The organism is Pseudomonas sp. IT-196MI5, assembly GCF_949767415.1.
Lineage (GTDB): Bacteria > Pseudomonadota > Gammaproteobacteria > Pseudomonadales > Pseudomonadaceae > Aquipseudomonas.
This window is the reverse complement of sequence record NZ_CATKPZ010000011.1, coordinates 530,323-554,852: the sequence shown is the minus strand read 5'-3', so window position 1 is coordinate 554,852 and position 24,530 is coordinate 530,323. Positions and strand designations below refer to the sequence as shown.

Annotated in this window: 22 protein-coding genes and 1 pseudogene; 15 read left to right on the top strand and 8 right to left on the bottom strand. The window is 59.4% G+C overall.

Annotated features, from left to right (window positions below):
• Positions 1 to 141 precede the first annotated feature (141 nt).
• Positions 142 to 1,101 carry a MerR family transcriptional regulator gene (locus ACM6IK_RS10055; RefSeq protein WP_414874316.1) on the top strand — a complete coding sequence of 320 codons (960 nt, stop codon included), beginning with the start codon at positions 142 to 144 and terminating at the stop codon, positions 1,099 to 1,101.
• A 3-nt stretch (positions 1,102 to 1,104) separates the two neighbouring features.
• Here the strand turns inward: ACM6IK_RS10055 and ACM6IK_RS10050 are convergent, their stop codons facing one another.
• On the bottom strand, positions 1,105 to 1,710 hold the full coding sequence (locus tag ACM6IK_RS10050) for a hypothetical protein (protein WP_414874180.1): 606 nt from the start codon (positions 1,708 to 1,710) through the stop codon (positions 1,105 to 1,107).
• Between the two features lie 54 nt (positions 1,711 to 1,764).
• Positions 1,765 to 2,241 (bottom strand): PAS domain S-box protein, encoded by a 477-nt coding sequence (locus ACM6IK_RS10045; protein WP_414874179.1) that lies wholly within the window; start codon positions 2,239 to 2,241, stop codon positions 1,765 to 1,767.
• A 102-nt stretch (positions 2,242 to 2,343) separates the two neighbouring features.
• On the opposite strand from ACM6IK_RS10045, the gene ACM6IK_RS10040 reads away from it, so the two are divergent.
• The 4 genes from ACM6IK_RS10040 (at position 2,344) to ACM6IK_RS10025 (ending at position 5,816) form a co-directional block, all read left to right on the top strand.
• Complete coding sequence (locus ACM6IK_RS10040) at positions 2,344 to 2,799, top strand: flavodoxin (protein WP_414874178.1); 456 nt, start codon at positions 2,344 to 2,346, stop codon at positions 2,797 to 2,799.
• A gap of 226 nt (positions 2,800 to 3,025) precedes the next feature.
• Positions 3,026 to 3,808 (top strand): class II aldolase/adducin family protein, encoded by a 783-nt coding sequence (locus ACM6IK_RS10035; protein ID WP_414874177.1) that lies wholly within the window; start codon positions 3,026 to 3,028, stop codon positions 3,806 to 3,808.
• On the top strand, positions 3,808 to 4,710 hold the full coding sequence (locus tag ACM6IK_RS10030; protein ID WP_414874176.1) for an alpha/beta fold hydrolase: 903 nt from the start codon (positions 3,808 to 3,810) through the stop codon (positions 4,708 to 4,710). The genes ACM6IK_RS10035 and ACM6IK_RS10030 overlap by 1 nt, the downstream gene beginning before the upstream one ends.
• Before the next feature lie 194 nt (positions 4,711 to 4,904).
• Entirely contained in the window at positions 4,905 to 5,816 is a 912-nt protein-coding gene (locus tag ACM6IK_RS10025; protein WP_414874175.1) for an SDR family oxidoreductase, read from the top strand.
• Positions 5,817 to 5,889: 73 nt separating this feature from the next.
• Here ACM6IK_RS10025 and ACM6IK_RS10020 read toward each other — a convergent pair whose 3' ends face one another.
• Positions 5,890 to 6,660 (bottom strand): N-acetylmuramoyl-L-alanine amidase, encoded by a 771-nt coding sequence (locus ACM6IK_RS10020; protein ID WP_414874174.1) that lies wholly within the window; start codon positions 6,658 to 6,660, stop codon positions 5,890 to 5,892.
• 592 nt (positions 6,661 to 7,252) lie between these two features.
• Between ACM6IK_RS10020 and ACM6IK_RS10015 the strand changes: the two genes are divergently transcribed.
• The 3 genes from ACM6IK_RS10015 to ACM6IK_RS10005 all read left to right on the top strand — a co-directional run bounded on the left by ACM6IK_RS10015 (position 7,253) and on the right by ACM6IK_RS10005 (position 13,125).
• Positions 7,253 to 9,046 carry a DUF1302 domain-containing protein gene (locus ACM6IK_RS10015; protein ID WP_414874173.1) on the top strand — a complete coding sequence of 598 codons (1,794 nt, stop codon included), beginning with the start codon at positions 7,253 to 7,255 and terminating at the stop codon, positions 9,044 to 9,046.
• A gap of 23 nt (positions 9,047 to 9,069) precedes the next feature.
• A complete protein-coding gene (locus ACM6IK_RS10010; protein WP_414874172.1) occupies positions 9,070 to 10,440 on the top strand; it encodes a DUF1329 domain-containing protein in 1,371 nt (456 codons plus the stop codon).
• A gap of 141 nt (positions 10,441 to 10,581) precedes the next feature.
• Positions 10,582 to 13,125 (top strand): LuxR C-terminal-related transcriptional regulator, encoded by a 2,544-nt coding sequence (locus tag ACM6IK_RS10005; protein WP_414874171.1) that lies wholly within the window; start codon positions 10,582 to 10,584, stop codon positions 13,123 to 13,125.
• Between the two features lie 15 nt (positions 13,126 to 13,140).
• On the opposite strand, the gene ACM6IK_RS10000 is transcribed toward ACM6IK_RS10005, so the two are convergent.
• On the bottom strand, positions 13,141 to 13,941 hold the full coding sequence (locus ACM6IK_RS10000; protein ID WP_414874170.1) for an IclR family transcriptional regulator: 801 nt from the start codon (positions 13,939 to 13,941) through the stop codon (positions 13,141 to 13,143).
• 164 nt (positions 13,942 to 14,105) lie between these two features.
• On the opposite strand from ACM6IK_RS10000, the gene hmgA reads away from it, so the two are divergent.
• From hmgA to maiA, 3 genes are read left to right on the top strand one after another with little or no spacing between them, the layout of a single operon-like run.
• Positions 14,106 to 15,410 carry a homogentisate 1,2-dioxygenase gene (hmgA, locus tag ACM6IK_RS09995; RefSeq protein WP_414874169.1) on the top strand — a complete coding sequence of 435 codons (1,305 nt, stop codon included), beginning with the start codon at positions 14,106 to 14,108 and terminating at the stop codon, positions 15,408 to 15,410.
• A 3-nt stretch (positions 15,411 to 15,413) separates the two neighbouring features.
• Positions 15,414 to 16,718 carry a fumarylacetoacetase gene (gene fahA, locus ACM6IK_RS09990; protein ID WP_414874168.1) on the top strand — a complete coding sequence of 435 codons (1,305 nt, stop codon included), beginning with the start codon at positions 15,414 to 15,416 and terminating at the stop codon, positions 16,716 to 16,718.
• Positions 16,719 to 16,730: 12 nt separating this feature from the next.
• Positions 16,731 to 17,366, top strand: a complete 636-nt coding sequence (gene maiA / locus ACM6IK_RS09985) for a maleylacetoacetate isomerase (protein WP_414874167.1) — start codon at positions 16,731 to 16,733, stop codon at positions 17,364 to 17,366.
• 60 nt (positions 17,367 to 17,426) lie between these two features.
• Here maiA and ACM6IK_RS09980 read toward each other — a convergent pair whose 3' ends face one another.
• Positions 17,427 to 18,230, bottom strand: a complete 804-nt coding sequence (locus ACM6IK_RS09980) for a SirB1 family protein (protein ID WP_414874166.1) — start codon at positions 18,228 to 18,230, stop codon at positions 17,427 to 17,429.
• Between the two features lie 183 nt (positions 18,231 to 18,413).
• Here ACM6IK_RS09980 and ACM6IK_RS09975 point away from each other — a divergent pair, with 183 nt between their 5' ends.
• Positions 18,414 to 19,433, top strand: a complete 1,020-nt coding sequence (locus ACM6IK_RS09975) for a Glu/Leu/Phe/Val dehydrogenase dimerization domain-containing protein (RefSeq protein ID WP_414874165.1) — start codon at positions 18,414 to 18,416, stop codon at positions 19,431 to 19,433.
• Positions 19,434 to 19,618: 185 nt separating this feature from the next.
• On the opposite strand, the pseudogene ACM6IK_RS09970 reads toward ACM6IK_RS09975, so the two are convergent.
• Positions 19,619 to 19,858 (bottom strand): annotated as a pseudogene (locus tag ACM6IK_RS09970) (YebG family protein); the annotation flags it as partial.
• Between the two features lie 276 nt (positions 19,859 to 20,134).
• On the opposite strand from ACM6IK_RS09970, the gene ACM6IK_RS09965 reads away from it, so the two are divergent.
• Complete coding sequence (locus tag ACM6IK_RS09965) at positions 20,135 to 20,635, top strand: phosphate-starvation-inducible protein PsiE (RefSeq protein WP_414874164.1); 501 nt, start codon at positions 20,135 to 20,137, stop codon at positions 20,633 to 20,635.
• Here ACM6IK_RS09965 and ACM6IK_RS09960 read toward each other — a convergent pair.
• Both ACM6IK_RS09960 and ACM6IK_RS09955 read right to left on the bottom strand, forming a co-directional pair.
• Complete coding sequence (locus ACM6IK_RS09960) at positions 20,632 to 20,949, bottom strand: DUF3509 domain-containing protein (RefSeq protein WP_414874163.1); 318 nt, start codon at positions 20,947 to 20,949, stop codon at positions 20,632 to 20,634. The two genes, ACM6IK_RS09965 and ACM6IK_RS09960, sit on opposite strands and share 4 nt — an antisense overlap.
• A gap of 309 nt (positions 20,950 to 21,258) precedes the next feature.
• The gene (locus ACM6IK_RS09955; protein WP_414874162.1) at positions 21,259 to 22,635 is read right to left on the bottom strand and encodes an L-serine ammonia-lyase; all 1,377 of its coding nucleotides are present in this window, start codon (positions 22,633 to 22,635) and stop codon (positions 21,259 to 21,261) included.
• A gap of 135 nt (positions 22,636 to 22,770) precedes the next feature.
• Here ACM6IK_RS09955 and ACM6IK_RS09950 point away from each other — a divergent pair, with 135 nt between their 5' ends.
• Entirely contained in the window at positions 22,771 to 23,718 is a 948-nt protein-coding gene (locus tag ACM6IK_RS09950; RefSeq protein ID WP_108229093.1) for a LysR substrate-binding domain-containing protein, read from the top strand.
• A 214-nt stretch (positions 23,719 to 23,932) separates the two neighbouring features.
• Positions 23,933 to 24,340 (top strand): HPF/RaiA family ribosome-associated protein, encoded by a 408-nt coding sequence (locus tag ACM6IK_RS09945; RefSeq protein ID WP_223548981.1) that lies wholly within the window; start codon positions 23,933 to 23,935, stop codon positions 24,338 to 24,340.
• The last annotated feature ends 190 nt before the right edge of the window (positions 24,341 to 24,530 follow it).

Sequence of the window (24,530 nt, the reverse complement as noted above, 5' to 3'; positions counted from 1 at the left end):
CTGCGGCTGGAAACAAGCAAGGATTATTCCTCATTCTGCCGGTTTCGCCTTTGAGTGTTTTTTTTCGATTATGAACTTGAATTGTTATGGGGCAGGGGAGTTAAATCGGGATCCCATCTGCACATGGACATACAATCCCAGATGCCTGTCCTTACTGGCGTAGTTTCAGGTGTTCCGCGGGCTGCCTCCCTTGAACAGGAACAGCTCTATCCGATTCGCGAGGTGGCGCGGCTGACAGGCGTCAATCCGATCACGCTTCGAGCCTGGGAGCGACGTTATGGCCTGATTGTTCCAATGCGCACCGAAAGTGGGCATCGCCTGTATTCGCTGACCGATATCGAACGGGTTCGCAATATCCTCGGCTGGGTCGAGCGCGGTGTAGTCGTCAGCAAGATTGGCAGGATCCTGGCCAAAACCCAGCCGCTCCAGGCGTTGTCGCACATTATCCCTGACCACCTCGTGGAAACCGATTATGCACAGTGGCAGCAGCAGGTTCTGACTGCGGTCAACGGGTTTGACGACATTCGGCTGGAGCAGGTCTACGGGCAAATCTTTTCCAGTTACGCCCTGCCAGTGGTGTTTCAGGACATTCTGATGCCTGTCTGGAAGCAATTGTCGCAACGACAGAACCAGTTCGGCGGGACCAGCGAGTGGCTGTTCCTGGATGGTTTTTTGCGTTCCCGGGTGGTGCAGCGTCTGTTGTTGCTGCGAGACAAACAGCCGCGTCGGGTGGTCATCTGTGCCTTGGTTGGCCATTGCCGCGAGCTGGAACTGTTGGTCGCCGCCCTGTTCCTGAGTGCCGGGCCAGCGGCCCTTCGCGTGCTGAACATTGGTCAGCCGTTCGATGAGTTGGTGCTGACGTGTGAAAGGCTCAAGCCCTTGGCGCTGGTGCTGTTTTCCAATCATGTGCCGGCTCCCGAGTTGCCGCGGCGCTTGAATCGCCTGGCCATGAGTCTGGAGTGCCGATTGTTGTTGGCCGGTGATGCTTGCGATCTGGTGCAGGAGAGCCTGGCCGGGTCATCGATCGGATGCCTGGGCAATGAAGGGGAGGTCATGAGCCAGCGTCTGAAGCAGTTCCTGGCGGGTAATCTGGATACTTGAGATTCAGAGATGCAGCGCGGGATGAGTCAACCGATGCTGTTGCAGAATGAACTGGTGCAGGCGCTCGGTTTCGTCCGCATCGCTCTGGCTCAGTTGATAGGCATAGAAGCCCTGTTCGTTTTCTTTCTCGAAAGTGCCACGCAAGGCAATCCGCTCATAGCCTGAGGGACTGAACCACAAGGCGAAATGCTTCGGCGGCTTGGTCTTGTTGCGAACCTCCAGCAAAACCCCTTTGCACGACACTTCGTGCACCCACAGGGTGCCGGTTTGACCCTTGGCGTTTTCCAGTGCTACCGGTTCGTCCAGTACCAGGCGCCAAGGCCGGACCATCGGTCCGTCTTCATAGATGCTCGGCACGCCGAGGCGCAGGTGCAGCGCATGGAACTCGTCTTCCACCAGGTGCAGAGGGAAGGTCATTTGCTGGTTTTCGAAGCTGGCTTGAATGGTCACCTGCTCATGGGCCGCCAGGCGGGTGAGCAGGTCACGAATTTGCGATCCCCCGTTGACGAGCAGGCTCGACGTCGCGTCCCGCACATTGAGTTGCGGGTTGTGTTGCATGCTCTGGATGAAATCCAGCTCATCCTGGGTGAGGAGTGCGTCACGTTGCATGGCCAGCTCGAAAGAAATAATTACAAAGTCAGCGGTGATTGAAGTTACTGACCATTAATTCTGGATTTCGTTTTTGCCGTTCGTCGCCTTGAGCGCCGCCAGTTCGGCCTGGAGTCCAGCCAACTGTGCTTCAAGCTGTGTCACGCGCTGTTGTGCCTTGACCTGCGCGGTGACATCTTTCTGTACGCCGACAAAGTAGGTTTGCCCGTCTGCTGGATTTTTCACCGTTGAAAGGGACAGCTCGTTCCAGAACGGTGTGCCGTCCTTGCGGTAGTTGCGCAGTATTTCCCGGCAGGATCCTTCACGGTTCAAGGCGTCGCGAATCAACGGCAGGGCTTGCTGGTCGCGGTCTCCCGACTGCAGGAAGCGGCAATCCTGATAGAGGATTTCTTCGCTGGAGTACCCCGTCAGGCGTTCGAACGCGGGGTTGACGTAAATGAGGATTTTGTCCTGATCGCCTTCCTTTTCGGCAATCACGATTCCGTCGTTGGAGGTGTTGATCGCCATTTGCAGCAGTTGTGCATTAATCATCGGAGTATCCTTTCCTGATTGATTGTCGATTGCATTCTAAAAGAACAATCACAACCGTGCTGTTAATATCCGGGTCTTTGACTCGGATTCAGGATCAGATTGATGAAAGTCGCCATCATTTCCGGCTCGGTGTACGGCACGGCCGAAGAAGTTGCCCGCCACGCCGCCAGCCTGTTGAACGCAGCCGGTTTCGAAACTTTGCACAACCGGCGTGCGACCCTCGCCGATATCCAGGCGTTTGGCCCGCAAGCCTTTCTGGTGGTGACCTCGACCACCGGCATGGGCGAGCTGCCGGACAACCTGCAACCGCTGTATTCGACCATTCGCGATCAATTGCCAGCGGCCTGGCGCGGTTTGCCAGGCGCGGTGATCGGATTGGGCGATGCGAGCTATGGCGATACTTTTTGTGGCGGCGGCGAGCAGATGCGCGAACTGTTCGGTGAGCTGGGCATTCGCGAAGTACTGCCAATGCTGCGCCTGGATGCCAGTGAAAGCGTGACCCCCGAGACGGACGCCGAGCCTTGGCTGGCGGACCTGATCAACGCACTGCGCACCTGATCGTTGCCCCGGCATCCATGCCAGTCAGGGTTCTGACAGTACGGTAAAAAACGGCCTGTCAGACCCTCGCTGACGCCGGTCGTTTGACATGGATCCAGGGTGTCTGGGCGACTGACTCGCAGGGCCACCAAGGTGGCTGCGAATGCAAGTACACGAACCTCAAGGGGTGACTAGACTCGGTAAACATAGGAAACACTCCATCATAAAAACACCGAGGTTCCTTGCCGTGACTGTCGATCCTGTCCAATCGCCTCACAGTGTCAAACACCAGGTCAGTGCTGCCGAGTGGCAGACCCGCGTCGACCTGGCGGCCTGTTATCGCCTGGTCGCTCAACACGGTTGGGATGACCTGATCTTCACCCATATCTCCGCCAAGGTGCCCGGCACCGAAGATTTCCTGATCAACCCGTTCGGGTTGATGTTTCACGAAATTACCGCGTCGAACCTGGTCAAGGTTGATCAGGCCGGCAACAAGCTGATGGACAGTCCTTACGAGATCAATCCGGCGGGTTACACCATCCACAGCGCCGTGCATGAAGTGCGTCACGATGTCGTCTGCGTGCTCCACACCCACACGGCTTCAGGGGTGGCGGTGTCGGCACAGAAGCAGGGCGTTTTGCCGATCAGCCAACAGTCGTTGTTCGTGCTTTCCAGCCTGGCCTACCACGCCTACGAAGGCGTGGCGCTCAACCATGATGAGAAAGTGCGGTTGCAGGCCGACCTCGGTGAAAACAATTTCCTGATGCTGCATAACCACGGTCTGCTGACCTGCGGCAGCACCATCGCCGATACGTTCCTGATGATGTTTACCTTCCAGCGTGCCTGCGACATTCAGGTCATGGCGCAGAACGGTGCCGCTGAGCTGATCGCCATCGAACCGCAGATTCTGGCCGGCGCCAAAGCCATGCTCGCGGGTGTCACCCGAAGTGCTCAAGGCATGGGCGGAGCGCTGGCATGGCCGGCGCTGCTGCGCAAACTCGATAAACTGGACCCGGGCTATAAACTCTGATGGAACTCGCCGAGATCCCCCTGTGTGTCTGGCGCAAACGCAGCCGGACGTTCGTATTCCGTGGTCAAAGCATCCGTTACTGGACAGCAGGGCAGGGTGAGCCGCTGTTGCTCATTCACGGCTTCCCGTCCGCCAGTTGGGACTGGCATTACCTGTGGCAGCCTTTGAGCCAGCGGTTTCGCGTGATCGCTTGCGACATGCTGGGCTTCGGCGATTCGGCCAAACCTGCGAATCACGAATACAGCCTGCTGGAGCAAGCGGATCTGCAACAGGCATTGCTTGAACACCTGAATGTCGAACAGCCGGTGCACCTGTTTGCCCACGGTTATGGCGACAGCGTGGCCCAGGAACTGCTGGCCCGGCATTACGAGTCGCGGGTAAAACTGGCCAGTTGCGTGTTTCTCAACGGCGGGTTGTTTCCGGAAACCCATCGCCCGGTATTGATGCAAAAACTCTTGCTCAGCCCTGTGGGCTGGATGATTGGTCGTGCCTTCAGCCGTGATGGTCTGGTGAGAAGCTTCCGGCAGATTTTCGGTCCGCAAACCCGCCCCAGTGAAAGCCAGATGGATGATTTCTGGAGCCTGGTCGAAAGCCATCGCGGGCCACGGATCATGCACAAATTGATCGCCTACATCCCGGAGCGACGCGTCTGGCGCAACCGCTGGGTGAGCGCGATGCAACGCGGTGAAGTGCCGCTGCGGGTGATCGATGGCGGGGGCGATCCAGTCTGCGGCGTGCACATGGTCGAGCGTTACCGGGAGCTGATCCCAAAGGCGGACACGGTGGTTTTGCCCGACATTGGCCACTACCCACAGATCGAGGCGCCCTGCGAGGTGCTCAAGCACTACCTGGCGTTTCGCGATCAACTGCTGTTGCCGCCGCGCAAGGTGGCGTGTTCCTGATTCGCTGCGTTGAATCTGCTGTGCTTTTTTTGTGCTGAGGGGCAAGCCCCCTCACCACAGGTTTCGTGTCCATTTCTCTATCAATCATCCCCCAGCCTTATCGCGCACTATTCAGCCTCCCCCGTGTTCATTGTGACCTGCCGCGCAGTGCCGGAAACTCGGACTCATTGTCCCCTGGCCTGCTGGAGTCCCCCATGAATGAGTCTGTGCGCTTCGAAGATAAAGTCGTGATCATCACCGGAGCCGGTGGCGGCCTGGGACGGGCGCATGCACTGCTGTTCGCCAAACAGGGCGCCAGGGTACTGGTCAACGATCTTGGCGGCTCGGCTCAGGGTGAGGGCGCCAACGCCTCGGCCGCCGACCGCGTGGTCGCGGAGATCCGCGAGGCCGGCGGCATCGCCGAGGCCAACCACGACTCGGTCACTGACGGTGACAAACTGGTCCAGCACGCCCTGGACGTCTTCGGTCGCGTCGATGTGGTGGTCAACAACGCCGGGATCCTGCGTGACAAGACCTTCCACAAAATGGATGACGCCGACTGGGACCTGGTTTACCGCATCCACGTCGAAGGTGCCTACAAAGTCACCCGCGCCGCCTGGCCGCACATGCGCGAGCAAAACTATGGCCGAGTGATTTTCACCGCGTCGACCTCGGGCATCTATGGCAACTTCGGCCAGTCCAACTACGGCATGGCCAAGCTCGGTCTCTACGGCCTGACCCGCACCCTGGCCATCGAAGGCCGCAAGAACAACATCCTGGTCAACGCCATCGCCCCCACCGGCGGCACACGCATGACCGAAGGCCTGATCCCGCCGCAAGTCTTCGAACAGCTCAAGCCGGAACTGGTCAGCCCGCTGGTGGTGTACCTGGCCAGCGAGAACTGCCAGGAAACCTCCGGTCTGTTTGAAGTCGGCGGCGGCTGGATGGGCAAGGTCCGCTGGGAGCGCAGCCTCGGTGCCGGGTTCGATCCACGGACGGGTTTCTCCCCGGAAGACGTGGCGGCGCACTGGCAGCAGATTTGCGACTTCGAAGGCGCGGCGCATCCGAAGGACAACATTGAGGCGTTGAAGGAAATGATGGGAAATTTACAGAGGTATACACTCTGATACCGTCGGCAAGGTCACATTGATTGACCTTGCCGGTTGTTGCATTTGTCGGCTGGGAGCCGTTTGTTACCGATCAGCCGGGAAAGTATTTGACTACCAGTGCCTTCAGATTGGCGGCTGTTTGCACGTCCATTTTTCCGTCGTGGTTTTCCGGACGGAAATGCATCTGGAATGCTCGCACCAACTGTTGAAAACCGCCTCCCGTTGATGCGCCTGAAACATCGTATCCATAGGTTTTGAACAGCCCAAGCAATTCGCTTCGCACTGGAACGCCGCATTTGTTGTATTGGCGCAGATACTCATTTCGAGTGCTTTCATCGAACCAGGCACCGACGCCTTTCAAGTACAGCGCCTTCCAGGGAAACATCGGCCCCGGGTCACTCTTGCGGCCGATCGAAACATCGGAGTGGCCCAAAACCTTCGTCGGCGTGATATCCGGGTAGCGCTTGAGGATGTTCAGCGCCAGTTGTTCAATCGCAGCAATTTGCTCGGGGTGATACGGCGGAAAGGTGAATTCGCCTTTGTTGTCGGTCGCCAGGTTGACGACTTCAATGCCGATGGACGTGTCATTCAGATTGCTGCGGTTGCCCCACTGACTGACGCCCGCGTGCCAAGCGCGATGGGTTTCATCCACCAGGTTGAAAACCTCCTGCCCGGTATGACCGGCGCTCAGGTAACTGGGGTCAGTGATATCTGGAATCAGATAGTGCGCGCTGACATACGGGCCGGTCAGGGCACTGACAGAGCTTGAAAAGTTAGCGGCCGTGTAGTGAAGAATCAGAAAGTGTATTCGACTGTTGAAGCTTCGGGTGGAGCGATACTGGTTGTAGTTGATGGGTTTCATGGTTGCACTCGCATTAAGTAAGTTTGAAGCCGGACGAAGATAAAAGTCGTGCGTCGACTTGCTGTTAAACTTAATGGCTCGAGTGCTTTTGGTGTTTACCTATGCTTGTAGGCGCTTTCTGAAAGAAGTGTAGGTATTCGAAGTTTTGCCTGGATGGTCAGGGGTTACCCAGTGGCGGCTGTTACTCATCAAAAAACCATCGCCCATAAAAAAGGCCGCTGCAAACGCAGCGGCCAAGGTAAGACGTTGGATCAGGAGCTACAACTCAACGTCAGTGAACACGGGGCGATGAACCGGATCCTCAATTCATCTGAAATCTTTCATCACTACGCAGGCCGACACATCGTGCCTGCAGTGGTTTACCGTGACAGCCAAGTAAGAATAAGCCCTTGGTGTCGTAGGAAAAATACCAATTACGGACATGCACTGTTGCAACCACGGCAACAGTCAGTATTGCGCTGCTCGTCCTCTGGGTGATGACCCTGTGTCAGTCATCCTTTAGAGGTACACCACGAATACCTCCTTGGTGCGCTTATCGACCCCGGTGCCCGGCAGTAGGGTGAGGCCTTCTGTCACTCACCGGGGAAGACGCATGACAAAAACAACAATGCGCGCCATCTTCACACCACAGGCGCTGGCGGCTGCGGTTGCATTGGGTTGCTGTGCCCAGGCACAGGCCATTTCGTTCAACATTGGGGAAATCGAGGGGACGTTCGACTCCTCGCTGTCGGTCGGCGCGAGCTGGGGCGTGCGTGATGCGGATAACGCCCTGGTGGGCATCGTCAACGGCGGTTCCGGCCAGTCTTCGACCGGCGACGACGGGCGATTGAATTTCAAGAAGGGCGAAACCTTCTCGAAGATCTTCAAGGGGATTCACGACCTCGAACTGAAGTACGGCGACACCGGTGCGTTTGTGCGTGGCAAGTACTGGTACGACTTTGAACTGAAGGATGAAAGCCGGCCGTTCAAGGACATCAGCGATCACAATCGCAAAGAAGGCGCCAAGTCTTCAGGCGGACAAATCCTCGACGCTTTCGTCTATCACAACTACTCCCTCGCCGATTTGCCGGGCACTGTGCGCGCCGGCAAGCAGGTGGTCAGTTGGGGCGAAAGTACTTTCATCGGCAACTCGATCAACAGCATCAACCCGGTCGACGTGTCCGCGTTCCGTCGACCGGGGGCCGAGATCAAGGAAGGCCTGATTCCGGTCAACATGCTGTTCGCCTCCCAGGGGCTGACGGACAAGTTGACGGTCGAAGGCTTCTATCAACTGGAGTGGGACCAGACGGTTGTCGATAACTGCGGCACTTTCTTTGGCGTCGATGTAGTGGCCGATGGTTGCAACAAGGGCTACACCGTCGCCAGCCCGGCCATTGCACCGCTGCAGCCGATTGCTGCTGCCTTTGGTCAGGGCTTCGAAGTCAGCAAGGAGGGGGTGATCGTTCCCCGTGGTGGCGACCGCGATGCCCGGGACTCCGGACAGTGGGGGACGGCATTGCGCTGGCTGGGGGACGACACCGAATACGGCCTGTACTTCATGAACTACCACAGCCGCAGCCCGAATGTCGGGACCACCACCGCCGGCCCCGGTACGCTGGCGAGCCTTCCGGGGATCGTTGCCGCCGCCAACCGCATCGCCCCCGGCAGCGGCTCAGGCCTGGCCCAAAGTGTGATGCTCGGTCGCGGCCAGTATTTCCTCGAATACCCGGAGGACATTCGCCTCTACGGCGCGAGCTTCGCTACCACGTTATCCACCGGCACCGCGTGGAGCGGGGAAATCAGCTACCGCCCCAACCTCCCGGTGCAGGTCAACACCAATGACCTGACCCTGGCCATGCTCAATCCGATTGCAGGTGGTGCGGCATCGCCCATCGCCACTTCACCGGGGGCCGACAACAAAGGCTACCGCCGCAAGGAGGTGACGCAAATCCAGAGCACCCTGACGCATTTCATCGATCAGGTCGCGGGTGCGGATCGCCTGACCCTGGTGGGCGAGGCGGCGGTGGTCCGGGTCGGCGGCCTGGAGCCGCGCACCAAACTGCGCTACGGCCGCGACTCGGTGTTTGGTCAGTATGGTTTCGGCGGTGATACCAATGGCTTCGTGACCTCGACGTCCTGGGGTTATCGCGCCCGGGCCATCCTCGACTACAACAACCTGATCGCCGGGATCAATTTCAGACCCAACCTCTCGTGGTCCCACGACGTCGCAGGCTTTGGCCCCAACGGTCTGTTCAACGAAGGCGCCAAGGCCATCAGCCTCGGTGTCGATGCGGACTATCGCAACACCTACACCGCGAGCCTCAGTTACACCGACTTTTTCGGAGGTAACTACAACGTCCTCACTGATCGTGACTTCGTGGCGTTGAGCTTTGGTGTGAACTTCTGATCTGGCTGAAAAGGATGAATTCAATGCGCAAGATGATTCTGCAATTGGGCGCCGTTCTGGCTCTGAGTCTGCTGGCTGCCAATGTGATGGCTGCGGTGTCGCCGCAAGAAGCCGGCAAACTCGACACAAGCCTTACACCGCTCGGTGCCGAGAGGGCCGGCAATGCCGATGGCTCGATTCCGGCCTGGACCGGCGGCATCCCGAAAAATGCTGGCGCGGTGGACAGCAAAGGTTTCCTGGCCGACCCGTTTGCCGACGAAAAGCCGTTGTTCGTGATCACCGCGGCGACCGTCGACAAGTACAAGGACAAACTCTCCGACGGCCAGATCGCGATGTTCAAGCGCTATCCCGACACCTACAAAATTCCGGTCTACCCGAGTCATCGTACCGTGGCCTTGCCGGCAGAAATCTATGAGTCGGCCAAACGCAGCGCTCTGAACGTAACACCGATCAACGACGGTAACGGTCTGGCCAATTTCACCGGCAATCGCTACTACGCGTTCCCGATTCCGAAGAATGGTGTGGAGGTGATCTGGAACCACGTCACTCGTTACCACGGCGGCAATCTGCGGCGCACCGTCACCCAGGCGACACCGCAGTCCAATGGCGATTTCACCGTGATCCGCTTCAAGGACGAAGTCGCCGTGCCTTCGTTGCTCGGCGATCTGAAACCGGGTGCCGACGAAAACGTCCTCAACTACTTCAAGCAGGAAGTGACCGCTCCGGCCCGGCTGGCGGGTAACGTGTTGCTGGTTCACGAGACCCTCGACCAGGTCCGTGAACCGCGCAAGGCCTGGATCTACAACGCTGGCCAGCGGCGGGTACGGCGTGCGCCGCAGGTGGCCTATGACGGCGTCGGCACCTCGTCCGATGGCCTGCGCACCACCGACAACTTCGACATGTTTTCCGGCGCACCGGATCGCTACGACTGGAAACTGATCGGCAAGAAGGAGATGTACATCCCCTACAACAGCTACAAGCTCGACTCGCCAGATCTCAAGTACACCGATGTGATCAAGGCCGGGCACATCAATCAGGACCTGACCCGCTATGAGTTGCACCGGGTCTGGGAAGTCGTCGCCACGGTCAAGCCGAACGAGCGGCACGTGTACGCCAAGCGCCACATGTACATCGACGAAGACAGCTGGCAAGTGGCGCTGGCCGATCACTACGACGGGCGTGGCCAGCTCTGGCGCGTCGCCGAAGGGCATGCCCAGTTCTATTACGATCACCAGGTGCCGGCCTACACCGTCGAAGCGCTGTATGACCTGATCGCCGGTCGCTATATCGCCCTGGGAATGAAGAACGAAGAAAAGCGCAGCTTCGAATTCAACATCGATGCAAAAGCGGGGGACTACACGCCAGCGGCCTTACGTAGTACAGGGGTGCGGTAAGTTTCCTACAGGCTCCTGCACAAAAAGGTGACTTCACGGTCACCTTTTTTATAGGGGGGGATCAGTGTGTTGAATACTTCTTCAACAAGCGCTCGGGAGAGGTCTAGGGTGGCGCCAGAATAATAAAAAAGGCGCATCACTATGACTGTAATGACGCACTGTCTGGACCGCCCCGGTTTCCTGCCCCGACTGTCGTCCCATCATCTGTCCCGCAAGCGGTTGATCGAGCCCATGCTGGCCTCGACTGCACGGGTGAAGTTGCTTTGCGCACCGGCCGGTAGTGGCAAGAGCGCGCTGCTCAGCGAATGCCTGCGGTGTGCACCCCAAAACTATCGGGTCTGTTGGCTGCCGCTGGCGGGGGCGTCGTTGAGTGCAGCCGATTTTCTGTTGCGCCTGACGCAAGCGTTGGGGCTGCCCTCGGCGGATGAGCCAGGGCTGCTGGCGCATCTGGCGCGATTGCAGACGCCCACCTGGCTGTTTCTCGACGATTTCTGCCGCGTACCCAACCCGGAACTCGACCGGATGCTCGATCGCCTGTTGGCCGTCGCCAGCCCGGCGCTGACCTGGTGGTTGAGCTCCCGTCGACGACCGGCCTGCAACTGGCCGCGGCTGCTGCTGGATGATGAGTTGTACGAGTGCGAAGGCCGGACGCTGGCGTTTAACGAGGTCGAGGTCGGGCAGTTGCTCGGTCATGTCGAGCCGACCCTCGCGGCACAAACTGCCAAAAAGGTGGTTGAGCGCAGCGGTGGCTGGTGTGCTGGTGTGCGGATCGCGTTACTCAATGGTTGCCCGTGGTCGGGGGAGCAAGGGCGTTCAGCGACATTGCTCGATTATCTGCAGCATGAGTTGTTCAACAGCTTGTCGTCGGAGTTGGTTGAGGTCTGGCAGGTGTTGGTTCATCTGCCACGCTTCAACGCCAGCCTGTGCGAGCATCTTTTCGGCACGGGTGAGGGCGCGCAGTGGCTGTATGCGTTGCAGGAAATGGGCTGCTTCATTGAACCCTGGGAAGACTCCGTCGAGTGGTTGCGGATCTTTGAGCCATTGGCCCGGGCGATGCGTGAAGAACCGACCCCGGCCGGGCGATCCTGGCATCGCCGGGCGTGCCAATGGTTCAGCGCCGAAGAAGACTGGCAAGGTGCATTCGAGCAGGCTCTGTTGGCGCAGGAGTTCGAAGTTGCGGTCAGCCTGTTGCAGCACTTCAGCCTCGAACATTTGTTCCGGCGTGAAAATGTCTGTCTGTTGTTGAAACTCCACGAGCGTCAACAAGCTGAGCTGACCCTCGTTACACCGCAATTGGTGGGACTGGTTAGTGCAGCGTTGTTGTTTGCCGGGCGCTTCGATCATGCTGCCGCGTGCATCAAGCAACTGGCACGATTTGCCCCACAGCCTACGCAGGCGCTGCAACGGCAACTGCTTGCACGCTGGCAGGCGCAACAGGGCTGGTTGCTGCATTTGCAGGGTCGCATGGAGGCGGCCCGCGCGCACTTTCTCGACGCGCTGGCCGAGTTGAGCGTCGATGCCTGGCCGGTGCGATTGTTGTGCCTGTCAGGTCTGACCCAGCAGGCCTTGCTCAACGCCGAACTCGATACGGCGCAGACGTTCAATCGTGAGGCGCTGTGTCTGGCGCGCGCCCAAGGCTCGCTATTGTTCGAAGGGCTGCTTGAGCTCGACCACGCGCAGTTGCTGGAGATGCGCGGAGCGCCCCGACGTGCCGAGAGCCTGTTGGCTGAAGTTTTTGCCCTGTTGTCCCGACAGGCTGATCGACCGACGCCGCTATTGGGGCGAATTGCCCTGCGGCGAGGGCGGTTGGCCCTCTGTCAGGGACAAGATGAGTTGGCCGCCGGTTTCTTCCAGTCCGGCCTGGAGGACTGCCTGCAAAGCCAGGACAAGCACGCGCTGTATGGCTTTCTCGGGCAAGCGCAGATGGCCGCCAATCAGCGCGATTACGCCCTTGCGTTTGATCGTTTGCGCGAAGCCGAACGCGTGATGCAGCAGCGGCAGATTCCCGATACGGTGTACCGCGGGGTGCTGCTGCAAGTCAGCAGCCATTTCTGGTTGCAGCAAGGGCGACCGGAGTTGGCCTGTGAAGCGCTGACCCGTGTCTTGCGTCACTATCGCGGGCCTCGTGCACGCCAGGCGCCACCGGCCACGCTTCAACTGATTGCCCGTATCGAGTACCAATTGGCGTTGGCGCAGATGCATTTGCAACAGACGCAAAAGCCGCTGGATCGGCTGCAGGCGTTGCTCGATCACGCGCAACGTCATGCCATGCTGGCGCTGGAAACGGAATTGCATTTGGTGATCAGCGAAGTGGCGGACCTGACCGCTGAGCCCAGGCTGGCCAAGGCGGCTTTGGAGGCGGGCCTGGCGCTGGTGGAGCGTTGCAATGGGCAACAGGCGTTGCGTGAACTGGGGCTGCGCCAGCCGAACTTGCTCAGCCGTTTGCGTAGGGAAGAGTCGGTGACGGCCATGCTCGCCGATGTCAGCCCGCTGAGTACCCGGGAGATTGAGGTGCTGGGTCTCATTGCCCAAGGCAGTTCCAATCAGCAAATTGCCGAGCGACTGTTCATCTCCTTGCATACGGTGAAAACCCACGCACGGAGAATCCACAGCAAATTGGGGGTTGAGCGTCGCACGCAAGCCGTGGCGATGGGCAAGAAGCTGGGGCTGATCCTGTCCGTCTGATCAGCGCCGTTGCGTTCAGGTTGTCAATGCGTCTGGCTGATAACCCATGCGCCAACTCACTGCTCGTGTGGCCGACAGCAAACGCTGCGCCGCGGGACCGTTTTCATCGGCATGGAACAGCGAGGTCGGCCCGACCACGGTCAGTACTGCCGCAATCTTGCCCATGGCGTTGAATACCGGTGCCGACAAGGCATCTACACCGGGCATCAACAATCCATGCACATGATGCAGGCCCCGTTGGCGGATCTGTTCGCACATCGTCGTGTACGCCTGATCGTCCGCCAAACTGTGGGTGGCGCTGCCCTGCAATTCCTGGTCGCGCAGGTCCACGGTTTCACGCCTGGGCAGGTAGGCGCCAAATACCAGTCCTGTCGAAGAACTGAGCAATGGCAACACCGAGCCCAGTTGTGTCACTACCGTCACCGCACGCACCGCCGGTTCGATATGCACCACGGTCGCGCCCTGGTTGCCCCATACCGCCAGAAAACAGGTTTCGTTCAAGTCGTCGCGCAGTTCAGCCAGGGGCAGGGCGGCGACTTTCAGCACGTCCATACTGTTGAGTGCCGCCAACCCTACGCGCAAGGCTTCGCGGCCCAGGCCGTAATGGTTGGTGGCGGCGTTCTGTTCGGCAAAACCGCTGGCGATCAGGGCCTGCAAATAGCGGTGAACCTTGCTCGCCGGCATCTGCACGCGTTCAGACAGGCGCGACAGCGAAGTCGAGGGCGACAACTCGGCCAGAGCCTTGAGGATGTCGGTGCCAACCTCGGCCGAGCGGACTTTCTGTTTGCCGTTGCTGTCGCTGGTAGGTTTTTCCATGGTGGCGGTTTGATCCTGTAACGAATGGGCGTCTTTATAGCTTGACGGTCAATACCAATCAAATTACGTTATGCGTAATCGAATTACGATAAAAATAACCGAGGCAGGCCAGTCACTCTTCCAAAGGGTGACCGGCATTGCCGACTCCCTGTTCAGGAGGCTCCATGAACTCCGATTCAACGACACCAGCGCTGGCCTACCTGTCAGGCTTCGGCAACGAATTCAGCAGCGAAGCGTTGCCCGGCGCACTGCCCGTCGGCCAGAACTCCCCGCAAAAAGCTCCGTACGGCCTCTACACCGAACTGTTCTCCGGCACGGCGTTCACCATGCCGCGCAGCGAGGCGCGGCGCACCTGGATGTACCGCATTCAGCCGTCGGCCAATCACCCGGCATTCGTCAAACTGGACCGGCAACTGGCGGGCGGCCCGCTGGGTGAGGTGACCCCCAACCGCCTGCGCTGGAACCCGCTGGACATTCCTGCAGAGCCGACCGATTTCATCGACGGTCTGGTGAGCATGGCGGCGAACTCGGGCGCGGAAAAACCGGCCGGGATCAGCATCTACAACTACCGCGCCAACCGTTCCATGGAGCGCGTGTTCTTCAACGCCGACGGCGAGATGTTGCTGGTGCCTGAACTGGGGCGCCTGCGGATTGCCACCGAACTCGGCGTGCTGGAACTGGAACCGCTGGAAATTGCCGTACTGCCTCGCGGCCTTAAATTCCGCATCGAACTGCTCGACCCGCAAGCCCGCGGCTACGTCGCCGAAAACCATGGCGCGCCGCTGCGACTGCCGGACCTGGGGCCGATTGGCAGCAATGGCCTGGCCAATCCGCGGGACTTCCTGACCCCGGTGGCGGCCTACGAAAACCTGCAACAACCTACCACGCTGGTGCAGAAGTTCCTCGGCCAGTTGTGGGCGTGCGAACTCAATCATTCGCCGCTCAACGTGGTCGCCTGGCACGGTAATAACGTGCCGTACAAATATGACCTGCGCCGTTTCAACACCATCGGCACCGTCAGTTTCGATCACCCTGATCCGTCGATCTTCACGGTATTGACCTCGCCAACCAGCGTCCACGGCCTGGCCAACCTCGACTTCGTGATCTTCCCGCCGCGTTGGATGGTGGCCGAGAAAACCTTCCGTCCGCCGTGGTTCCATCGCAACCTGATGAACGAATTCATGGGTTTGATCCAGGGCGAATACGACGCCAAGGCCGAAGGCTTTGTGCCCGGCGGCGCGTCGTTGCACAGCTGCATGAGCGCCCACGGTCCTGACGGTGAGACTTGCACCAAAGCGATCGACGCGGACCTCAAGCCGGCGAAAATCGACAACACCATGGCGTTCATGTTCGAGACCAGCCAGGTATTGCGCCCAAGCCGTTTCGCCCTCGATTGCCCACAACTGCAAAACACTTACGATGCCTGCTGGGCTACGCTGCCCGCCACTTTCGACCCGACCCGGAGATAACCCATGACGCAGACTTCCATCACTCGCAGCTGGGTTGCATCCGCCAACGGCCATGCTGATTTCCCGCTGCAAAACCTGCCGCTCGGCGTATTCAGCCTCAATGGCTCGGCACCGCGCAGTGGCGTGGCCATCGGCGAGCATATCTTTGATCTGCAAGCGGCCCTTGAAGTCGGGTTGTTCGATGGCGCCGCGAAGGCTGCGGTCGAGGCTACTGGTGGCGGCCAATTGAATGCGTTCTTCGAACTGGGCCGTGAGGCCCGTGTGGCCCTGCGTGAACGCTTGCTGGAACTGTTCGCCGAAGGCAGCACCCTGCACGGCAAGATCGAAGCCCAGGGCGCAAAACTGCTGCCGCTGGCGGTGGATTGCGAGATGCACCTGCCGGCGAAAATCAACGATTACACCGATTTCTACGTCGGCATCGAGCACGCGCAGAACGTCGGCAAACTGTTCCGTCCCGACAACCCGCTGCTGCCGAACTACAAGTACGTGCCAATCGGCTACCACGGTCGCGCGTCGACCATTCGCCCATCCGGTACTGACGTCCGCCGCCCGAAAGGCCAGACATTGCCGGCCGGTCAGAGCGAGCCAACCTTTGGCCCTTGCGCACGCCTGGACTACGAACTGGAGCTGGGCATCTGGATCGGTCAGGGCAACGACATGGGCGACTCGATTGCCATTGGTGACGCTGCCGATCACATCGCCGGTTTCTGTCTGCTCAACGACTGGTCGGCACGGGACATCCAGGCCTGGGAATACCAGCCGCTGGGCCCGTTCCTGTCGAAGAGCTTCATCACCAGCATCTCGCCGTGGGTCGTTACCGCCGAAGCGCTGGAGCCATTCCGTCGCGCCCAGCCTGCGCGTCCGCAAGGCGATCCGCAGCCGCTGCCGTACCTGCTCGACAAGCGCGATCAGGCCGCTGGCGCGTTCGACATCGAACTGGAAGTGTTGCTGCTCACCGAGGCCATGCGCGAGCAGAACCTGCCGGCCCATCGCCTGACCCTGAGCAACACGCAGCACATGTACTGGACCGTGGCGCAAATGGTCGCGCACCACAGCGTCAACGGTTGCCAACTGCAGGCCGGTGATCTGTTCGGTTCGGGCACGTTGTCGGGCCCTGAAAACGGTCAGTTCGGCAGCCTGCTGGAAATTACCGAGGGTGGTAAAAAACCGATCGAGCTGGCGTCGGGCGAGGTGCGTAAATTCCTCGAAGACGGCGATGAAATCATCCTGCGCGGACGTTGCCGCCGTGACGGTTTTGCGTCCATCGGCTTTGGCGAATGCCGCGGCAAAGTGCTGCCGGCACGCTGAGAGGAGCGGGGCATGGAACTCTATACCTACTACCGTTCGACTTCTTCGTACCGGGTACGTATCGCTTTGGCGCTCAAGGGCCTGGATTATCAATCCTTGCCGGTCAATCTGATCGCACCCCAGGGGGGCGAGCATCGGCAACCAACTTATCTGGGTATCAACCCGCAGGGCCGCGTGCCGGCCTTGCGTACCGATGAAGGCGAATTGCTTATCCAGTCTCCCGCAATCATCGAATACCTGGAGGAGCGTTATCCACAGGTGCCACTGCTGTCCCGGGACCTGGCTGCCCGCGCTCACGAGCGCGGCGTGGCGGCAGTGATCGGTTGCGATGTGCACCCATTGCATAACGTCAGCGTGCTCAATCGGCTGCGCCAGTCGGGCCACGACGAACCGCAGGTGGTGGAGTGGATCGGCCACTGGATCGGCCAAGGGTTGGCCACGGTAGAGCAGTTGATCGGTGATGACGGTTACTGCTTCGGCCCCGAGCCTGGGTTGGCGGACGCCTACTTGATCCCGCAGCTGTACGCGGCCGAGCGTTTCAATGTTTCTCTTGAAGCTTACCCGCGAATCCGGCGAGTGGCGGCATTGGCGGCGACGCACCCGGCGTTCATCAAGGCGCATCCGGCGAACCAGCCAGACACGCCTTGAGTCAGAAGCAGGATCAAAAGATCGCAGCCTCGAGCTGCCGCAGGCTGCGATCTTTTGCTTCTAATGGACGATGGCGTTCGGCGGCAAATGCCCCAACCGTTCCGTCAGGCGAATCCGCTGGATCGGGTCGTCGCTGAGCAGCAGTGCGTGCTCCAGGTCAAAACGCTCGGCGTTCGGGCAGTCCAGCCGCTGGTAGAGGCTGGCCCGGGCCAGATAGTCGGAGGCACTGGCGTCGCCCAGTTCCAGGACGCGATCGGCGTCGATCAAGGCATTGATGAAATCGTCGTGGGACAGGTACAACTGGCGTAGGTTGCGCGACAGCCGTTGCAGCATCTGCACCGGCTCGGCGGTTACCAGGTGCTCGGCGCTGAGCTTCATGTTCGGGCCGTACTGGCGCTGCAACAACTCCCGACAATCGTTTGGATAAAGACGACGACCGCCGCAGGGATCGAGCAAATGATCGGCGCCCGGCACCCGCAGCAGGAAATGCCCGGGGAAGTTGACCCCGACCATGGGAATCTCCAGGCCCCTGGCCAACTCCAGCGCAATCAGCGCCAGCGTCAGGGGTTGGCCTCTTCGGCGTTCCAGTACTTTATCCAGCAGTGCCACTTGCGGGCGTAAAGGTGTGAAATCGTCCTGAGCGAAACCCAGGTCGTTCATGCGTCGCAGTAGCGGCTGGGCCAGTTCACTGACCGGCAGCATCGGCAAGCCGCCACTGACCCGTTGCAGCAACGCCTGGAAATCGGCCAGCAGTGCTTGCGGCTCCACCTCGCTGTCGTGCTCGGCCGCAATCCACAATGCCGCCTCGAACAGCGCGGGCGGTGAACGTTGCAGGCAGGCGAAGAACGATTGGCGCGGGGTCATCAAAATCTCCGGGCAATGCCTCGTTTTAGCCCCCTCTCTGGCGTTCGTCCAGTGCCGTACAAGGTCGAATGCAGGTTATTTCCTAAAGCTTGCATCGTGGCCGTGCTTATTCCGGTGCGCTTCTGCAATTTTTGGGCGCAAGCCTATACTGGCGACTACAAGAAGTGATTCGGGAGCCTTACGATGTTCGCTCTCATGCAAAGCACCCGCCTTGAATCGCTGCATCTGAGCGTTGACTCGGTCACCGGGTTGAAGGCGGTCATTGCCATTCATAACAGTCGGCTGGGGCCTGCCCTGGGTGGTTGTCGTTACCTTGCCTACCCCAGCGACGAGTCCGCGGTCGAGGATGCTGTGCGCCTGGCCCAGGGCATGAGCTACAAGGCTGCGCTGGCCGGGCTGGCGCAGGGTGGAGGTGTGGCGGTCATTGTCCGCCCGGCCCATGTTGCAAACCGCAGCGCGCTGTTCGAAGCCTTCGGGCGCTGCATCAATCAACTTGATGGTCGCTACATCACCGCCATCGACAGCGGCACTTCGGTAGCGGACATGGATTGCATCGCCCAACAGACCCAGCATGTCACCAGCACTACGTCAGCGGGAGATCCGGCGCCCCATGCGGCGATGGGCGTATTCACCGGCATTCGCGCCACTGCCATGGCGCGGTTGGGTAGCGATAATCTCGAAGGTTTGCGTGTAGCGATTCAAGGCTTGGGTAATGTCGGCTATGCACTGGCGGAGCAGTTGCACGCCGCCGGTGCCGAACTGCTGGTCAGCGATATCGATCACGGCAAGGTGCAATTGGCCATGGAGCAACTCGGTGCACACCCGATTGCCAACGAAGCGCTGCTCAGCACACCTTGCGATATCCTCGCGCCCTGCGGCCTGGGTGGTGTACTCAACAGCCATACCGTGACGCAATTGCGCTGCTCGGCGGTGGCCGGTTCGGCAAACAATCAGCTGACGCATCTGGACGTCGCCGACCAACTGGAGCGCCGTGGCATCCTGTATGCGCCGGATTACGTGATCAACGCTGGCGGGCTGATTTACGTGTCGCTCAAGCACCGCGGCGAACAACTGTCGACCATCACCGCGCACCTGTCGAAAATCAGCTCGCGCCTGACCGAAGTGTTCGCCCACGCCCAGGCGGAAAAACGCTCTCCCGCACGGGTGGCCGATGAGTTGGCAGAGAAAGTGTTGTACCGATAGAAGCTTGAAAGATCGCCTGGCATGAAAAAGGCCCTGGGTCATTCGACTCAGGGCCTGTTCAATTCGGACTGTGTCTACTTGGCGGCTTTGGGGGCCTTGGCAGGCTTGGCCGGGGCGGTCGGCTCAGCGGCTTCAACGACCTCGAGCGCTGCGACAGGCGCTGCGACTTCAACCGGTGCGCTGAGCAATTCGGACAGAGCGTCCGGCTGGCTCTTGAACGCCTTGGCGAACACGTCGCGATTCTTCGCCATGTAGATCCCGGCTTCTTCCACTTGCTGCTCGGTCAGGGACGGAACGGCTTTTTGCAATACTTCAGCCAGCAATTCGGCCAGCTCGAGCATTTTGTCATGACGGTCAGCTTCGGCTTTATCCATGAACAAGCGCTCCAGATCTCGGCTGCTGCGGTATACCACTTCGACGGCCATTCACCACCTCACATGCCTTCACATTGGTTGTCGATTTCGACTACTGTATCTATATACAGCTAAAGCATAAGCGAAACCCTGTCTTTTGGATAGTGGCTTTTTAATGTAGACCCGATTCGAGATTTGTCAGGCGAGGCGCTGTGCAGGTGCGACCAAACGCCACGGCGCACAATCCCGAGTGGCTGGCCATCATGGGCTGGCCTTTTTTCTGCATGCAGAAAAACCGTCACGTCCAACCCGCATCATCCGGTCGAGCCGACCTAAGGAAGCAGCATCGTGAAAATCAACTGGGCCGAAAAACTGCGGCAGAATGTGCATGGACTGGCCGAGTCCCTGGGCAATCTGTTCGTCGAAACCTTCCACTACCTGGCGCTGTTCGCCATTGGTGCGGTGACCGCGTGGGCGGCGGTGATGGAGTTCCTCGGGATGATCGAAGAGGGGCACATCAAGATCGATGACATCTTGCTGCTGTTCATCTATCTGGAACTGGGAGCGATGGTCGGGATTTACTTCAAGACCAATCACATGCCGGTGCGCTTCCTGATTTACGTGGCGATCACCGCGCTGACGCGGTTGCTGATCTCCAACGTTTCGCACCACAACCCGCCGGACCTGGGGATCATCTACCTGTGCGGCGGGATTCTGCTGCTGGCGTTTGCGATTCTGGTGGTGCGTTACGCTTCGTCGCAATTTCCTTCGGTGAAGATCGAGAACCCACACCGCAAAACAGGTGTGGGCTCCAGTGAGCATCCCGAAGTAGAAAAGGGCGAGCTTTAAAGCCCCATGGCGGGTCGGGGACGGCCATTGGCTGATGGTGGCGGCAGGCTGCGCGTGCCGTCATCGGTCATGGATTCGAGGATGGCCACGGCACTGTGGCCTTGTTCTATGGCAATGCCGAATTGAATGCTTTGAACCAGACGCTTGAGACGCTGGGGGTCATTGCGTTGTTCGGCGCTGATCATGCGTTTGGCCACCACGCGGCCATTGTTGGAAAGGGTCAGCATGATGCTGCCGTCCAGGCCCTGGATGCTCAGGTTGATCTGGTAATCCGCTGCAAAGGCATCGGTAATGAGCTGGAAAGGGTTGTCCATGATGCGTCACCGCCTGATTGAACGTGCAGTTGTTGACCGGCCGTGAGCGGGTTGGTTCGCAATGCCTGACCACCGGCCATCTCGCCATCATTGTTCCAGCAAGGGTGTAGCAAGGGGCATGCCGACAAAATGGTCGGACAGAAAACACGTTCTGTAGGAGCGAGCTTGCTCGCGAATAACCTTCAGGCGCCGCAAACCATCTGGTTTGGCGCGTTATCGTTCACGATCATCGCGAGCAAGCTCGCTCCTACGGGGACCGCGTTTTCTGCACGTTTCAGGGCAATAAACCTCGACGTGCCTCCAAAGCGATCAACATTCCACCCAGTTCACCGCCAGTCCGCCCCGTGACGTCTCTTTGTACTTGTCGTGCATGTCGGCGCCGGTGTCGCGCATGGTGCGAATCACCCGGTCCAGGGAAATGAAGTGCTGGCCGTCGCCACGCAGGGCCATTTGCGTGGCGTTGATGGCTTTCACTGCGGCGATTGCGTTGCGCTCGATGCACGGCACTTGCACCAGTCCGCCAACCGGGTCGCAGGTGAGGCCGAGGTTGTGTTCCAGACCGATTTCGGCGGCGTTTTCCAGCTGCTCCGGGGTGGCGCCAAGCACCTCTGCCAGGCCGGCGGCGGCCATGGCGCAGGCGGAGCCGACTTCACCCTGGCAGCCGACTTCGGCCCCGGAGATCGAAGCATTTTTCTTGCACAGGATGCCGACGGCCGCCGAACCCAGAAAGAACGCGACTACGTCGTCGTCAGACGCATCGGCATTGAATTTCATGTAGTAGTGCAGCACCGCCGGAATGATTCCTGCCGCGCCGTTGGTCGGCGCCGTGACCATGCGCCCGCCGGCGGCGTTTTCTTCGTTCACGGCAAGGGCATACAGGTTGACCCATTCCATTGCCGACAAGGTCGATGTGATGACATTCGGCTTGCCGATTTCCTGCAGGCTGCGATGCAGTTTCGCCGCTCGACGTGGGACATTCAGACCGCCGGGCAAGATCCCTTCGTGGCGCAAGCCCTGTTCGACGCATTCGCGCATCACCGACCAGATATGCAACAGGCCCTGGCGAATATCTGCGTCACTGCGCCATGCCCGTTCGTTGGCCATCATCAGTTCGCTCACCCGCAGCCCGTGCTCGTTGCACAGTTTGAGCAGTTCGGCGGCGCTGGAGAAATCGTAAGGCAGCACCACATCACCGGCCGGTGCGATCCCGGATTCGGCTTCGGCCGCTTCGATGATGAAACCGCCGCCCACCGAGTAATACGTTTGCTCGAACAATTGGCCGGTTTCACCGAAAGCTGTCAGGGACATGGCATTGGGGTGGTAGGGCAGGCTCTCGTCGAGCAGCGCAAGATCGCGTTGCCAGTCGAAGGCAATGTCCGTAACGCCAGCCAGGCACAGTTTGCCGGTTTCGCGCAGGGTGTGAATGCGGCTGTCGATGGTGGTGGGATCAATGCGGTCGGGCCATTCGCCCATCAGGCCCATGACACAGGCGCGGTCCGTTGCGTGGCCGACGCCGGTCGCTGAAAGAGAGCCGTAGAGACGAATTTCTACGCGACGCACATCAGCCAGAAAACCCTGATCGACCAGTGCCTGGGCAAAGGTTGCGGCGGCGCGCATCGGACCGACGGTATGGGAGCTGGACGGGCCGATGCCGACTTTGAAAAGATCGAAAACACTGATAGCCATGCTAAAGCCTGTACATGAAATGGAAGAGGAGTCGCCGCCATTTTTGTAGGACAAGCGCAATGTCGGCGATACTGCCCTTCAAGGTCCTACGTGACCAACGAAAATTCCTAAGACATCCTTTAGCAGGACTAAACGATGAGCCGTCAATTGCACGCCCAGACGTATGTCTGGCTGAACGTGTTTGCCTGTGCCGCGCGGCACTTGTCATTCACCCGCTGCGCCGAAGAGCTGCACATCACACCGGGGGCGGTCAGCCAGCAGATCCGTCAGCTGGAAGAACGCCTGGGTTTTCGCCTGTTTCACCGCCGTGCCCGCGGAGTCGAGCTGAGCGCCGAGGGCCAGCGTCTGGCCATTACCGTCAACGAGGCCTTTGGCAGCATCGACGCGGAATTGCGGCGACTGGATGCGGGCATGATCAGCGGGATTCTGCGGGTGCGTTCGATTCCTTCGTTCCTGAGCAAATGGCTGACGCCGCGCCTGCCGCGTTTGCAGCAGCGTTTTCCGGATATTCAGTTGCGCCTGGTAGCCGAGGACAGCAGCGTGCCGCTGCATGAAGGCGACTTCGACCTGGCGATCGACCTGAACGACGGCAGCTACCCCGGTCTGTTATCCACAGCCTTGCTCGATGAGCAGATTTTTCCGGTGTGCGCGCCGAGCCTGTTGCGCGGTCGTCCGCCGCTGCACGGTCCGGCAGACCTGATGCACTTTCCCTTGCTGCACGACATCACCGCCTGGCGCGGCAGCTATGAGTACGCGGAATGGGAGTTTTACCTCAACGCCATCGGCTTCGAGGGGGCGGATGTGCGACGCGGGCATACCTTCAATCGCAATCACCTGACGATCGAAGCGGCCATCGCCGGGATGGGGGTGGCGATTGCCCGACGGACACTGCTCAACGATGAGCTGGAGCGTGGGGCGTTGATCGTGCCGTTCGGCCTGGCGGTGCCCAATCACAAGCGCTACATGCTGCTTTACGCACCAGGGGCGTTGAGCCATCCCGGCGTGCGTGCGGTACATGACTGGCTGGTGGAAGAGGCGGGGATTTTTCGCAGCCTGCACCCGTTGGGAGAGCGGCAGATGTAAGGAATTTTGACCGGTAAGCAGGGCGACCCAACTCCCGACATTAACAGCGCTATTGCTCGTTGTCCGGTTTTTTTTGCGTATGAATATTTATCTTTTTTCAGGGGTTGAATTGTTCAGCGTACAGACCGATTGTGTAAGCAAGAGGTCACGGTGATGACGCCCAAGGGCTTAGCTGACCGGCCTCTCGCGAGCTAGCTGAAATAAGGGATGAACTATGCAAATCCAAGTCAATAGCGATAACCATATTCAAGGCAGTAAACGACTGGAGGAGTGGGTACGTACGACCATTGAGAGCACGCTCGAACGCTACGAAGAGGACCTGACACGAGTCGAGGTTCACCTGCGGGACGAGAACGGCGACAAGCCGGGTCCCCACGACATGCGCTGCCAACTGGAGGCGCGGCCAAAAGGCCATCAACCGGTTTCCGTCACCCATAAAGCCTCCACCATGGAGCAGGCTATTGACGGTGCAGCCGTCAAACTTGAACATGCGCTGGAGCATATGTTCGGCAAATTGCGCGGCAAACGCGCCAATGTGGTGCCCATCGAGAGTGCCGCCCATGCCGACCATCTGCTGGAAGAAGAGTTTCTTGAGAACGAACAGGCAGCGCTTAACGGCTGACACCTGATTCACTTTTTTACCTTCCCATGAAAACGGGCCTGCATTGCAGGCCCGTTTTGTTTTCGGTGGCTTTTGGATTCCATGGCCATTGGCTGGCTGTGGGGACAGCCAGGTTTGCGGTGCAACCAACGGGTGTAATAGCGGGCTGCACTCGATCTTTTTGCATATGAGAATATTTATCATTAATATT